The sequence below is a fragment of the Pseudomonas sp. SORGH_AS_0211 genome, assembly GCF_031453455.1.
GTDB lineage: Bacteria > Pseudomonadota > Gammaproteobacteria > Pseudomonadales > Pseudomonadaceae > Chryseomonas > Chryseomonas aestiva.
In genome coordinates, this window is sequence record NZ_JAVIZV010000001.1 from 4,584,747 (window position 1) to 4,598,565 (window position 13,819).

A 13,819-nucleotide genomic window follows, 5' to 3' on the forward strand; every position below is an offset into this window, starting at 1 on the left:
GCCCCTCACCCCAGCCCTCCCAGAGAGAGAGGGGTAGAAGCGGGGCGGGGCGTGGGTCAGGCGGTGGCGGCGTCGTAGAAGAGTTCGCTGTTGCGCTGTTCCACCAGGGCCTGCTCGATGGCGGCCTGGTGCACCTCGTCGGCGTGCTCTTCGCGGGCTTCGGGCTGGATGCCGAGGCGGGCGAACAGCTGCATGTCCTTGTCGGCCTGGGGGTTGCCGGTGGTCAGCAGCTTCTCGCCGTAGAAGATGGAGTTGGCACCGGCCAGGAAGGCCAGGGACTGCATCTGCTCGTTCATCTGCTCGCGACCGGCGGACAGGCGCACATGGGACTTGGGCATGAGGATGCGTGCCACCGCCAGGGTGCGGATGAAGTCGAAGGGATCGACGTCCTTCTCTTCCGCTAGCGGGGTGCCCTGCACCTTGACCAGCATGTTGATCGGCACCGATTCGGGGTGCTCGGGCAGGTTGGCCAGCTGGATCAGCAGGCCGGCGCGATCATCCACCGACTCGCCCATGCCGAGGATGCCGCCGGAGCAGATCTTCATCCCGGCTTCACGGACGTAGGCCAGGGTCTGCAGGCGCTCGCCGTAGGTGCGGGTGGTGATGATGTTGCCGTAGAACTCCGGCGAGGTGTCGAGGTTGTGGTTGTAGTAGTCCAGGCCGGCGTCGGCCAGGGCGCGGGTCTGCTCCTGGTCCAGGCGGCCCAGGGTCATGCAGGTCTCCAGGCCCAGCGCCTTGACGCCCTGCACCATCTGCAGGACATAGGGCATGTCCTTGGCGGACGGGTGCTTCCAGGCGGCGCCCATGCAGAAGCGGGTCGAGCCGATGGCCTTGGCCTCGGCGGCCGCCTCCAGCACCTTCTGCACCTCCATCAGCTTTTCCTTTTCCAGGCCGGTGTTGTAGTGGCCGGACTGGGGGCAGTACTTGCAGTCTTCCGGGCAGGCGCCGGTCTTGATCGACAGCAGGGTGGAGACCTGCACGCGATTGGGATCGAAGTGCTGGCGATGCACGCCCTGGGCCTGGAACAGCAGGTCGTTGAAGGGCTGCTGGAACAGGGCGCGGACTTCGGCGAGAGTCCAGTCGTGACGCAGGGCGGTAGCGCTCATGGGAGATCCTCGATGCATTGAAACGGCCGGGTGCCGGAGCGGGGCCGATGAATGCGGTCGACCTTAGCCGAAGTCTGGGTTGACTACTGCTCATAAAATGAGCAATTGCCGGATTTTTTGCAGGGAGATTGAGGGCGTCGCCGGTTTGGCTTGATCGCAGCGAAGCTGAACAGGGCTGGCGTGGTGCTGATCGTTGGGCTTCGACGGTGGAGCTGTCTCAACCCAACCTACGGTACGGAGGAGTGGGCGCGTAGGTTGGGTTGAGCGCCAGCGAAGCCCAACAGGGTTGGCACGGCGTGGGTTGTTGGGCTTCGACAGTGGAGCTGTCTCAACCCAACCTACGGTGCGGAGGAGTGGGCGCGTAGGTTGGGTTTAGCGCCAGCGAAGCACGACAGGGTCGGCACGGCGTGGGTTGTTGGGCTTCGACGGTGGAGCTGTCTCAACCCAACCTACGAGCTAGCCCCCTCCCCCCTTGGGAGAGGGTTGGGGGGAGGGCGAAGCCTAGAGCATCCGCTCCAGCCCGACCGCCTTGACCACCCAGGCGTTGAAGCGACGCCAGGCGCTGCCCGGTTCGTGGTGCAGCACCCGTGGCTGGCCGTCTCGCTCGCTGACCCATTCCAGCCGCACCCGCCCCCGATCCTCGACGCGCCTGACCGCATAGGAGACGCTCGGGTCCATGCCCTGCAGCATCAGCTGGCGCAGGCGACCGGTGAGGGCCGGGCTGTCCACCAGGATGCCGACCTCGGTATTCCACAGCACCGAGCGCGGATCGAAATTGAAGGAGCCGATGAAGGACCAGCGCCCGTCGATGGCCATGGCCTTGCTGTGCAGACTGGATTCGGATTCGCCAAAGCTGTAGGGCAGGGCGGATCGTTTCTGGTCCGGGCGGGCGCGCAACTCATAGAGCTTGACCCCCTGGGCCAGCAGGGCCGCGCGATAGGGCGCATAGCCGGCGTGCACGGCGGGCACGTCGGTGGCCTCCAGGGCGTTGGTCAGCACCCGGACGTCCACGCCGCGGGCGGCCAGGCCACCCAGGTAGGCGACCCCCTGATTCATCGGCACGAAGTAGGAGGAGACCAGCAGCAGTTCGCGCTGGGCGCCGTCCAGGGTCGGTTGCAGCTGATGGGTGAGCAGCAGTTGCCAGTCCGGTTCGTCCTCGGCCAGCACCTTGCGCGGCGCATCCCAGAACGCCTGGGCGTGGGCCCAGGTCAGCTCCCGCAGCCAGCCGTCGAGCTGGGGCGCGGTGGCGTAGCGACGCAGGCGGTTGTACAGCGCCAGGTCGCGGGTGCGTTCGCTGTCGAGGTAGTGGTGCAGCCGCGCGCGCAGTCGCACCAGGGCGGTGGGCGAGGGGGCGAACCAGCGCAGCCGCCGGGCCGGCTGGCTCAGCGGACTGTTCCAGTACTGGTCGAAGCTGGTGCCCAGCTGGCGCGCCACCGGACCGGCGGCGAGCAGATCGAGATCGGTGAAGTTCATCTCCGGGCGGGCATCGAAGTACTCGTCGCCCAGATTGCGGCCGCCGACGATGGCCACGCTGTCGTCGGCCAGCCACAGCTTGTTGTGCATGCGTCTGTGCTGATGGTTGAGATCCACCAGGCGGCCCAGGGCTCGGGTCGGACCGGTGCTGCGACCCAGGTGCAGCGGATTGAAGACGCGGATCTGCACATTGGGATGGGCCGCCAGCACGGCGATCTGGTAGTCGTTGCCGTCGCTGCTGGTGTCATCGATGAGAAAGCGGATGCGCACGCCGCGATCCGCCGCCTTGAGCAATTCGTTGACCAGCAGCCGCGTGGTGAGGCCGTCGTGGACGATGTAGTACTGGATGTCCAGGCTGCGCTCGGCCTTGCGGATCAGCTCGGCGCGAGCGGTGAAGGCGTCGGTGCTGGTTTCCAGCAGACGCAGACCCGACCGGCCCGGGTGCGTGGCGCCGGCCGCGCGCACCTGGCTGTCGAGGGCGGTGCCGGCGACCGGCAGGACCTGGGAGGCGTGGCGCGGAATCGGGGTGGCGCAGCCGGCCAGCAGCGCCAGCAGCAGAGGCACGACCAGACGGATCACAGGCTGTCCTTGAGGCGATACCAGAGCATGCCCAGGGCCAGCAGCGGCGACCTCAGGTGGCGACCGCCGGGAAAGCGCGCATGGGGCACCTGGGCGAAGAGATCGAAACCGGCCGACTGGGCCAGGATCGCCTCGGCCAGCAGATGGCCGGCCAGGTGGGTGGCGTTGACCCCGTGGCCGGCATAGGCCTGGGCATAAAAGATGTTGGGATGCTCGCGCAGCCGACCGATCTGCGGCAGGCGATTGGCGCCGATGCCGATCATGCCGCCCCAGGCGTAGTCGATGCGGACGTCGGCCAGCTCGGGGAACACCTCCAGCATCTTCGGCCTCATGTAGCCGGCGATGTCCCTGGGATCGCGCCCGGAATAGTGGCAGGCACCGCCGAACAGCAGGCGGCGGTCGGTGGAGAGGCGGAAGTAGTCCACCGCCACGTTCTGGTCGCAGACCGCGCGATTGCCCGGCAACAGGCGCGCGGCGCGTTCGGCGGACAGCGGCTCGGTGGCGATCACATAGCTGCCGGCCGGCAACACCTGGGCGGCGAGATCGGGTTGCAGGTCGTCGATATAGGCGTTGCAGCAGAGCACCAGGGTATCGGCCGAGACCCGGCCGCGGGCGGTATGCACCCGCACCTTGGGGCCGTATTCCAGGCGGGTGACCTGGCTGTCTTCGTGCAGCTGTACGCCCAGCGCCCGGGCCGCGGCGGCTTCGCCGAGGGCCAGGTTGAGCGGATGCAGGTGGCCGGAGCCCTCGTCCACCAGAGCGCCCTGGTAGCGGTCGGAGCCGACCACTTCGGCCAGCTGGGCCTTGGGCACCAGGCGCAGCGGATGGGGATAGCCCAGGGCCTGCAGCGCGGCATGCTCCTCCTGCAGGTGCTGCCAGTGGCGCGGCTTGTTGGCCAGGTCGGCGAAGCCCCAGGTGAGATCGCAGTCGATGCCATGGCGGGCGATGCGCTGGCGGACCCGATCCACCGCCTCGAAGCCCAGCCGCTTGAGTTCGCGCACCCCTTCGGCACCGACGACCGATTCGAATTGCTCGACGTCATGGCCGACGCCGCGGATCAGCTGGCCGCCGTTGCGGCCACTGGCGCCCCAGCCGATGCGGCGGGCCTCCAGCAGCACCACCCGGGCGCCGAGCTCGGCCAGTTCCAGGGCGGTATTGAGCCCGGAAAAGCCACCGCCGACCACGCAGACATCGGCCTGGACCTCGCCCTCCAGGGGCGGAGCACTCAGCGTCTGGTTGGCGGTGGCGGCGTAGTAGGAAGGCGCGTGGGGCTGCATGGAAGACAGAGGTCGGCTGGGGACAAGAGGACCATGCTAAGCCGTCGGGCGGTGAGCCACCAGGGTAAAGCTCATCGGCAACTGGGCGGCCTGGCCGATGTAGCGGTCATAGTCGGCCTCGCGATTGGAGTGCGGATGCTCCTCCAGCCGTTGCAGCAGCAGGCTGGCGTCCAGTTAGGCGCGGGCCTCCTGGCCGATCTGACGAAGACCGCAGCCTAGACCTCAGGCGCCGGGATCGCCAGGCGAGCGCTAGTCCGGCACCGGCAGGCTCAGGGTCTCCTTGATCTCCTCCATCACGATGTAGCTCTTGGATTCGCGCACGTGGGGCAGCTTGAGCAGGATGTCGCCCAGCAGCTTGCGATAGGAGGCCATCTCGGAGATGCGCGCCTTGACCAGGTAGTCGAATTCGCCGGAGACCAGGTGGCATTCCAGCACCTGGGGCAGCTTGAGCACGGCGCGGCGGAATTCCTCGAAGGTGTCGCCGGACTTGTAGTCCAGGCTCAGCTCGACGAATACCAGCAGACCGGCCTTGAGGTGCTGCGGATTGAGGCGGGCGTTGTAGCCCTGGATGATGCCCTCGCGCTCCAGCCGGCGGACGCGCTCGGTGCAGGGCGTGGTGGACAGCCCCACCCGTTCGCCCAGCTCGGTGAAGGAGATGCGGCCATCGTCCTGGAGGATGCGCAGGATGTTGCGGTCGATCTTGTCCAGCTCGCGTCTGGCCTGGTGATGGGTACGCATCGCGGGGGTCTCTGCCAAAGGGGGCTTTACCGGAAAATTACTCCGAATATAGGCAATTCTTCAGTGATTAGCACTGCGAGCGGCTTTCTATACTTGCCGTATCTGCCTTCATTCCGACGAAAGCCGGCGAAATCCTCTCACCGGCCAGGAGCTAGCGATGCGTGTACTGGTTTTGGGTAGCGGCGTCATCGGCACGACCAGCGCCTACTATCTGGCCCGTCAGGGTTTCGAGGTGGTCGTGGTCGATCGCCAGGCCGGTCCCGCCCTGGAGACCAGCCATGCCAACGCCGGTCAGGTCTCGCCTGGCTATGCCTCGCCCTGGGCCGCGCCCGGCGTACCGCTCAAGGCGCTGAAGTGGCTGTTCCAGAAGCACGCACCCCTGGCCATCCGCCTGACCGGCGACAGCAGCCAGTACCTGTGGATGGCGCAGATGCTGCGCAACTGCACCGCGGCCCGCTACGCCGTGAACAAGGAGCGCATGGTGCGGCTGTCCGAATACAGCCGCGACTGCCTCGACGAGCTGCGCCAGGACACCGGCATCGCCTACGAAGGCCGCCAGCTGGGCACCACCCAGATCTTCCGCACCCAGCAGCAAGTGGAGGCCGCGGCCAAGGACATCGCCGTGCTGGAGCGTTCCGGCGTGCCCTTCGAACTGCTCGACCGCGAGGGCGTGGCCCGGGTCGAACCGGCGCTGGCGGCGGTCAAGCACAAGCTGGCCGGTGGCCTGCGCCTGCCCAACGACCAGACCGGCGACTGCTTCCTGTTCACCAATCGCCTGGCCGAGGAAGCCCGCCGCCTGGGCGTGGAATTCCGCTTTGGCGCCGAGATCCAGCAACTCAGCGCCAATGGCGATCGCATCGATGGCGTCAAGGTCGATGGCGAACTGCTCACCGCCGATCACTACGTCCTGGCCCTGGGCAGCTATTCGCCGCAACTGCTGGCGCCCCTGGGCATCCGCGCGCCGGTCTATCCGCTCAAGGGCTATTCGCTGACGGTGCCCATCGTCGATGCCGCCATGGCGCCGACCTCGACCATCCTCGACGAGACCTACAAGGTCGCCATCACCCGTTTCGACGACCGTATCCGTGTCGGCGGCATGGCCGAGATTTGCGGCTTCGACCTGAGCCTGGACCCGCGCCGCCGCGCGACCCTGGAAATGATCACCGGGGACCTCTATCCTCGCGGCGGCGACCTCGCCCGGGCCAGTTTCTGGACCGGTCTGCGGCCCGCCACCCCGGACGGGACCCCCATCGTCGGCGCCACCCGCTATCGCAACCTGTTCCTCAATACCGGGCACGGGACGCTGGGCTGGACCATGGCCTGCGGTTCCGGTCGCCTGCTGGCCGATCTGATCGCCCGCAAGCAGCCGCAGATCAGCGCCGAGGGTCTCGACATCTCCCGTTATTCCGCTACCCAGGAGTCCCCGCGCAATGCCCGTACAGCGTCTGCACACTGATCGCCGCCTCAGCGAAATCAATATCCACAACGGCACCGTCTACCTGGCCGGCCAGCTGGCCGACGACTTTTCCGGCGACATCTACCAGCAGACCCGCGAGACCCTGGCCAATGTCGACAAATTCCTCGCCGAGGCCGGCAGCGACAAGCAGCACATCCTGGTGGTGACCATCTTCCTGCGCGACATCGCCCTGCACTTCGAGGGCATGAACCGCGCCTGGGACGAGTGGGCCGCCCAGGGTGCCACCCCGGGTCGCACCACCGTCGAAGCCAAGCTGGCCAAGCCGGATATCCTGGTGGAAATGAACGTCATCGCCGCCGTCAAGGCGTAAGACCGCTGTTCCCCTCTCCCCCCGGGAGAGGGCCGGGGTGAGGGCGCCGTCCAGCCCTCCTGTCCCTCACGCTTCCTTTGCCGAGACCTCCCATGCGTCCCGCCCGCGCCGTCATCGACCTCGCCGCCCTGCGCCAGAACTATCGCCTGGCCCGTGAACTCTCCGATGCCCGCGCCCTGGCGGTGATCAAGGCCGATGCCTATGGCCATGGCGCCGTGGCGGTGGCCAGCGCCCTGGCCAAGGAGGCTGACGGTTTTGCCGTGGCCTGCATCGAGGAGGCGCTGGAGCTGCGCGCCGGCCGGCATCCGCGCGCCCATCCTGCTGCTGGAAGGCTTCTTCGGCGTTGATGAATTGCCGCTGATCGTCGAGCACGATCTCTGGACGGTGATCCATGCCGACTGGCAACTCCAGGCGGTGGAACGGGCCACCCTGGCGCGGCCCCTGCAGGTCTGGCTGAAGCTGGATTCCGGCATGCACCGGGTCGGCTTCTTTCCCCAGGACTACGCCGCCGCCTACGGGCGACTGCTGGCCAGCGGCAAGGTCAGCGGCATCGTCAAGCTGACCCACTTCGCCCGCGCCGACGAACCGGACAGCCCGGCCACCGCGGCGCAGATCGCCACCTTCCGCGCGGCCACCGAGGGCCTGCCCGGCCCCACCAGCCTGCGCAATTCGCCGGCGACCCTGGGCTGGCCCCAGGCGGCCGGTGACTGGGTGCGCCCCGGGCTGATGCTCTATGGCGTCTCGCCCTTCGCCACGGCCCAGGCCGCTGCCGAACGACTGCAAGCGGTGATGACCCTGACCTCGCGGGTGATCGCCGTACGCGAACTGCCGGCCGGCGAGCCGGTGGGCTATGGCGCGCGCTTCGTCACCGCCGGGCCGACCCGGGTCGGCGTGGTCGCCCTGGGCTATGCCGACGGCTATCCGCGCCATGCGCCCAACGGCACGCCGGTAGCCATCGAAGGCCGTCCCGGCCAACTGATTGGCCGGGTATCCATGGACATGCTCACCGTCGACCTCACCGATCACCCCCAGGCCGGGGTGGGCAGCGAGGTGGAGTTCTGGGGCCGCCAGGTGTCGGTGGCGGACCTGGCGGAACGCTGCGACACCATTCCCTATCAGCTGCTGTGCAACCTCAAGCGGGTGGCGCGCAGCTATCGCGACTAGGCCCTGGACAGGGCCTCCGGGCGCTGCCGCCGCCAGGCGAACGCCCCTGCGGGGGGCGCACGTCCGTCGTGGTGTTGTAAATCTCGAACAGCGTTGCCATGATGCTGAACACCGTGCCGCGGCACGCCTTCAGCGCGTGGCCTGGCCACGTCTCACCCGCCTGCTCGAGGAGTCTTTCCCACCTTGGACGTCGGTGCCCGCCTGCAAACCATCCGTACCCTCAAGGGCCTGTCCCAGCGCGAACTCGCCAAGCGTGCCGGGGTGACCAACAGCACCATCTCGATGATCGAGAAGAACAGCGTCAGTCCTTCCATCAGCTCGCTGAAAAAGGTGCTGGCCGGGATTCCCATGTCCCTGGTGGAATTCTTTTCCCTGGATCTGGAGCAGGACACGCCGACCCAGGTGGTCTATCGCGCCAATGAGCTCATCGACATCGCCAGTGGCGCCCATACCGTGCGCATGCGCCTGGTCGGTCGGGCCCATCCCAGTCGCGCCCTGGCCTTTCTCGACGAGACCTATCCGCCCGGCGCCGACACCGGCGAAGAGATGTACGCCCATGAAGGCGAGGAGGCCGGCCTGGTGGTGGAAGGCCGCCTGGAGCTGACCGTGGGCGGCGAGGTGCACATCCTCGAACCCGGCGACAGCTACTACTTCGAGAGCAGCCGCCCGCATCGATTCCGCAATCCCTTCGAAGCCTCCGCCCGGCTGATCAGCGCGACCACGCCAGCGAATTTCTGAGCACCCGCAGCATGGCGGTTGTAGGCGGGGAAACGGCGCAGCCTTTTCCACCTGGAAGCCGGTGCCGGGGGCGCCCTCACCCCAACCCTCTCCCGGAGGGAGAGGGGGCTGTCCGAGTGGGCGCTCGAGTTCCTCTGGCCGTGTAGGGTGGAAAAAGGCGTAGCCTTTTCCACGTTGAGGGCGGTGCCCGGGGCGGCCCTCACCCCAACCCTCTCCCGAAAGGAGAGGGGGTTGTCCGAGTGGGCGCTCGAGTCCGTAGGTTGGGCTGAGACAGTTTCATCGTCGAAGCCCAACATTGCCGCCCCGCCGAGGCAAGGCCTGTCGGGCTTCGCTGCGCTCAACCCAACCTACGGGTCAGTCCCCCACAACTCCCCTTCCTCGATACCCAAGGCCGCCAGCTCCGCCCGGCGGAGCGGTTCGTCCTGGGCGAGAAAGAATTCGTCCAGTTGCGGTGGCGCCACGCCGCTGGCCAGGAGCAGGGCGTGGGCCTGGCCGCGGTGGTGCAGCTGGTGCACGAAGAGGTGCTGCAGGGTGCGCAGTCGCTGTTCCCGTACCGGGCCGCTGGCGCGGGGCAGGGTGATGAGCTGGGTCAGTTGCTGCGGACCGAGCCTGCGGCACAGGGCGACGAGGCGCTGGTCACTGGCGATCTGGGCCGCATGCAGCGCCGCCAGGTCAGGCCAGTCGGTATCCTGGTAGGGCCGGGGCTGGTCGTGCAGCGCATCGAGATAGAAGCGATCGACATCGAGCAGATGGCCGAGCAGGGCCCAGAGCGAGCCGAAGAAGGCGGCGGGTCGGTTCGCCCGCAGGGCGGCGACCGGCAACAGGGCGCAGGCCGCCAGCAGGCGGTGGTTCGACCAGCGATTGTTGCAGGCCTGGGCCAGCAGCAGGGTGGTGGTCATGGACAGGTCCTCGGCAAGGCGCGGACACCTACTGTAACCTGCGGCGATGTGGCGGAGGTCGCAGCCTGGGCAGCCTTGGCATTGAGCCGCTGCCGGCACTTTGCCATGCTCCGCCGCTCTGCTCTTTATCTGCAAGGATGCGCCCGATGCCTAGAATTTCGCCCTGGTTAGGCCTGGTCGTCGCCCTGTGCCTGGGTGCCCCGGTCGGGGCCGCCGAATCCATCTCCCTGCCCGACCTGCCCTACATCCCCCTGGGCGTGGTCGGCCACGACAACAACGCCGCCTATCCCGATGCGCAGATGGAAAGGCGCCTGCAGCTGCTCGATCGCTACAACCTGCGCAGCTATCGCTCGGGTGAATTCCTGCTGCTGGATCTGCCACGCCTGGATCGCCTGGTCGCCCTGGCCCGCCAGTACCGCATCACCCTGCGACCGGTGATCACCCAGCAACTGACCCAGGCCCAGGCCTATGCCCTGGCCAAGCGCTACGCCAAGGACATCAAGGTCTGGGAGATCGGCAACGAGCAGGACTATTCGCGGGTCGGCGCCGGCATCCGCATCAGTCGCCTGGTGGACATCTATCGCGGTATCCGCCGCGCCTCCGACGAGCTGAACGCCGGCCTCGAGACCACCATCAACGTGATGTCCTGCAACCCCGACGATCGGGGCGCCAAGGCCCGTTGTCCGGGCGATCGCCTGGGGTCCATGTGGTTTCTCGATCAGGCCCGGGCCGCCGGCTTCGCGTTCGACTACATCAGCTTCCACTATTACCCGCACTACCACGATCGCGGCCGCTGGATGGATCTCTACCTGGGGCAGATGCGCGCCATGGCGGAAAAGTACCGGACGCGGATCTTCTTCAACGAGGTCAACTGCGGCGAGATCTACCAGGGCGCCACCGATGGCGGTCGACCGGGGGATCGAGGCTGCCATGACAGCCTCGAAGCCATCCTTTCCGAGCTCAATGGGCGCTATCGCGACATCGTCCGCGAGATCAACGTCTACGAATTGCTCGACGAGCCGACTCATCCGATTGCCCATGAGCGTCACTTCGGGCTGATGTACGACCTGGACCGCCCAAAACCGGTCATGGAACTGATCCGCCGCTATGCCGGCAAGCCCTGAGCCGCCAGAAAGCGGACGAACCTGACTTCACTGCGAGAACAGGTCTCTTGGGTGACCGAGTGGTCACCGACGAACGGTATACAAAGTGCCATCATCGGCACCGTACATCTGGCAAAACGCTGCGTTTACCCCTGCTTCGTGATGGCACGGGTTCTTATTGGTCTAGCGCTTGCACTAGGCTTTGCAGGTGCTAGGGAAACGATCTTCCCCGGCAGTTTTCCTGCTGTACCGAGGTGGGATGCACGGATCGAATCGCGCACCTCGGCCTATCTGGTTCCTTCTTGATGACAATCCTTAGCTCCATCTCCCGCCGCCTGCCGCGTCAGGCGCTGCTGTTGCCTGCCCTGTTCGCCACCGCTTCGCTTGCCACCTCCGCCCAGGCCGTTGACCTGGTCGGTCTCAACTTCTCCGGCGCCACCTTCGCCGCCCAGGTACTGCCCGGTGTCAACGACCGCAACTTCATCTTCCCGGCCGAGAGCCATTTCCAGCAGTGGAGCGCCAAGGGCGTGAAGCTGGTGCGCTTCCCCATTCTCTGGGAGCGCCTGCAACCGTCCATGGGGGTCAATTTCGATCCCACCTACGCCGGCCTGGTCGATCGCACCCTGGGCTACGCCCAGAAGTACGGCGTCAAGGTCATTCTCGATCTGCACAACTACGCCCGCTACCAGGGCAAGGTCATCGGCGCGGGCGAAGTCCCCTACGAAGCCTTCCAGAATCTCATGACCCGCGTCGCTCAGCGCTGGGGCACCCATGCGGCGCTCTATGGCTACGACATCATGAACGAGCCCCACGACGCCGTGAGCAACTGGCCGACCGCCGCCCAGTACGGCATCAATGGCGTGCGCGCGGTCGATTCGACCCATCCGATCTTCATCGAAGGCAACGGCTGGGCCGACACCACCCGCTGGCCGCAGTGGAACGATACGCTGCTCAAGCTCAACGACCCGGCCAACAACCTGATCTTCATGGCCCAGGCCTTCTTCGACACCAGCCTGAACGTGGCGACCCTCTCGCCCAGCTATGGCGTCGAGCGCCTCAAGCCCTTCGTCACCTGGCTCAAGGCCAACAACAAGCGCGGCTTCATCGGCGGCTTCGGCGTACCTGACACGGATGCGCGCTGGTTGCCCATTCTCGACGGCATGCTGGCCTATCTGAAGCAGAACTGCATTCCGGCCACCTACTGGGCCGCCGGCCCGGGCTGGGGCACCTACAACCAGGCGGTCGAGCCGATCAATGGCAAGGAGCGTCCGCAGTGGGCGGTGCTGGCCAAATACCTGGACAAGGACAGCTGCGCCGGCATCGGCCCGCAGGTGACCCCGACGGCCGCCACGCCGCTCAAGACCGAGACCGCCACCAGCGGTGCGACCGCGGGCACCACCGGCGGGACCGGGGCCACTGGCACGACCGGAGCGACCACCGGCACCACCACCGGCGCCGCACCGGCCACGGGTACCAGCACCACGGGTGCCACCGCGGGCGGCACGCCCATGGCTGGCGCCGTCACTGGCACCACCGCCAATGCCGCGACCTCGTCCAAGCTGACCACCGTCGAGCAGCTCTACCTGGCCTACTACGGCCGGGCAGCCGATGCCGGCGGTCTCAACTATTGGGCCTCGCGCCTGGCTGGCGACATGAGCGTCGAGCAGCTGGCGGCCAACTTCGCCGGCAACAGCGAATCGACCGCCCTCTATGGCTCGCTGAGCGGTGCGGCCCTGGTCAACCAGGTCTACCAGAACCTCTATGGCCGCAGCGCCGACAGCAGCGGCAGCGCTTACTGGACCAGTCGCCTGGCCAATGGCGTCACCTCGCGCGCCAACCTGCCGCTGGAGGTCATGCGTGGTGCCGCGGGCGACGACAAGACCGCCTTCGATAAGAAGGTGAACACCGCTCTGGCCCAGGGCGCCACCACGACCACGCCGACCCCCGCGGCCAGCGTGCAACCGGTGCAGAATGTGGTCCTGCCGGTCGCCAGTGGCAGCGTCTCCTCGGCACCGCTGACCGGCTACAAGAACATCCCCCTGGGGGTGGTCGGCCACGACAACAGCGCCGCCTATCCGCCTGCCGAGATGGAGGCCCGCCTGCAGCTACTGGCGGCGCGCAATCTGCGCACCTATCGCTCCGGTGAGTATCTGGTGACCAACCTGCCCGAGCTGGATCGGCTGGTGTCCCTGGCGCGCAAGTACAACATCACCCTGCGGCCGGTGATCACCCACAAGCTGACCCAGGCGCAGGCCTACACCCTGGCCAAGCGGTACGCCAACGACATCAAGATCTGGGAGATCGGCAACGAGCAGGACTACGCCAAGGCGGGTGCGCAGGATCGCATCAACACCCTGGTCGGGATCTATCGCGGCATCAAGCAGGCCTCGGACGAGCTGGGCGCCAACCTCAAGACCACCATCAACGTGATGGCGTGCAACTCGGATGATCGCACCACCACCTCACGTTGCCCGGGTGATCGCAATGGGGCCATGTGGTTCCTCGACCAGGCCAAGGCGTCGGGCTTCAACTTCGACTACATCAGCTTCCACTACTACCCCTATGTCGACGACAAGGGCTACTGGATGGACATGTACCTGGGCCAGATACGCGCCATGGCCAACAAATACAAGACCAAGGTGTTCTTCAACGAGATGAACTGCGGCAACGTCTACCAGGGCAACACCGACGGCGGCCGCGACGGCGATCGGGCCTGCTACGACAGCGTCAAGCAGATGCTCACGGTGCTCAACACCAGCTACAGGGACGTGGTGGCGGAGATCAACGTCTACGAACTGCTCGACGAGCCGACCCTCTCGGTGGTCCACGAGCGCCACTTCGGGATGATGTATGACCTCAAGCGTCCCAAGCCGATCTTCGACATGGTGACCAGCTTCGCCAAGTAAGTCCCCGGCGCGGCCAGACCACCGCCCCCGCTGCCTGACCGGTAGCGGG

At 66.8% G+C, this 13,819-nt stretch carries 10 protein-coding genes and 2 pseudogenes; 6 read left to right on the top strand and 6 right to left on the bottom strand.

Going from position 1 to position 13,819, the window contains the following annotated elements; all coding sequences use genetic code 11:
- Positions 1 to 56 precede the first annotated feature (56 nt).
- The 5 genes and pseudogenes from bioB to QE393_RS21210 all read right to left on the bottom strand — a co-directional run bounded on the left by bioB (position 57) and on the right by QE393_RS21210 (position 5,173).
- Complete coding sequence (bioB, locus tag QE393_RS21195) at positions 57 to 1,106, bottom strand: biotin synthase BioB (protein WP_007159868.1); 1,050 nt, start codon at positions 1,104 to 1,106, stop codon at positions 57 to 59.
- A gap of 501 nt (positions 1,107 to 1,607) precedes the next feature.
- Entirely contained in the window at positions 1,608 to 3,158 is a 1,551-nt protein-coding gene (locus tag QE393_RS21200; RefSeq protein WP_310045477.1) for a phospholipase D family protein, read from the bottom strand.
- A complete protein-coding gene (locus tag QE393_RS21205) occupies positions 3,155 to 4,435 on the bottom strand; it encodes an FAD-binding oxidoreductase (RefSeq protein WP_310045478.1) in 1,281 nt (426 codons plus the stop codon). The genes QE393_RS21200 and QE393_RS21205 overlap by 4 nt, the downstream gene beginning before the upstream one ends.
- 36 nt (positions 4,436 to 4,471) lie before the next feature.
- A pseudogene (locus QE393_RS22700) lies at positions 4,472 to 4,576 on the bottom strand (SAM-dependent methyltransferase); the annotation flags it as partial.
- 108 nt (positions 4,577 to 4,684) lie between these two features.
- Positions 4,685 to 5,173, bottom strand: coding sequence for an Lrp/AsnC ligand binding domain-containing protein (locus tag QE393_RS21210; protein WP_007159864.1), 489 nt, complete (start codon positions 5,171 to 5,173; stop codon positions 4,685 to 4,687).
- A 157-nt stretch (positions 5,174 to 5,330) separates the two neighbouring features.
- Here QE393_RS21210 and dadA point away from each other — a divergent pair, with 157 nt between their 5' ends.
- The 4 genes and pseudogenes from dadA (at position 5,331) to QE393_RS21230 (ending at position 8,862) form a co-directional block, all read left to right on the top strand.
- A complete protein-coding gene (gene dadA / locus QE393_RS21215) occupies positions 5,331 to 6,629 on the top strand; it encodes a D-amino acid dehydrogenase (protein WP_310045479.1) in 1,299 nt (432 codons plus the stop codon).
- A complete protein-coding gene (locus tag QE393_RS21220) occupies positions 6,604 to 6,960 on the top strand; it encodes a RidA family protein (RefSeq protein WP_027597427.1) in 357 nt (118 codons plus the stop codon). The genes dadA and QE393_RS21220 overlap by 26 nt, the downstream gene beginning before the upstream one ends.
- A 92-nt stretch (positions 6,961 to 7,052) precedes the next feature.
- Positions 7,053 to 8,124, top strand: a pseudogene (gene alr, locus QE393_RS21225) (alanine racemase).
- A 183-nt stretch (positions 8,125 to 8,307) separates the two neighbouring features.
- Positions 8,308 to 8,862 (top strand): cupin domain-containing protein, encoded by a 555-nt coding sequence (locus QE393_RS21230; RefSeq protein WP_310045480.1) that lies wholly within the window; start codon positions 8,308 to 8,310, stop codon positions 8,860 to 8,862.
- Positions 8,863 to 9,209: 347 nt separating this feature from the next.
- On the opposite strand, the gene QE393_RS21235 is transcribed toward QE393_RS21230, so the two are convergent.
- Positions 9,210 to 9,761: a DinB family protein gene (locus QE393_RS21235; RefSeq protein WP_310045482.1), complete on the bottom strand. Its 552-nt coding sequence runs from the start codon at positions 9,759 to 9,761 to the stop codon at positions 9,210 to 9,212.
- A 146-nt stretch (positions 9,762 to 9,907) separates the two neighbouring features.
- On the opposite strand from QE393_RS21235, the gene QE393_RS21240 reads away from it, so the two are divergent.
- A complete protein-coding gene (locus QE393_RS21240) occupies positions 9,908 to 10,885 on the top strand; it encodes a hypothetical protein (protein WP_310045484.1) in 978 nt (325 codons plus the stop codon).
- Positions 10,886 to 11,169: 284 nt separating this feature from the next.
- Positions 11,170 to 13,770 (top strand): cellulase family glycosylhydrolase, encoded by a 2,601-nt coding sequence (locus QE393_RS21245; RefSeq protein ID WP_310045486.1) that lies wholly within the window; start codon positions 11,170 to 11,172, stop codon positions 13,768 to 13,770.
- Positions 13,771 to 13,819 lie beyond the last annotated feature (49 nt).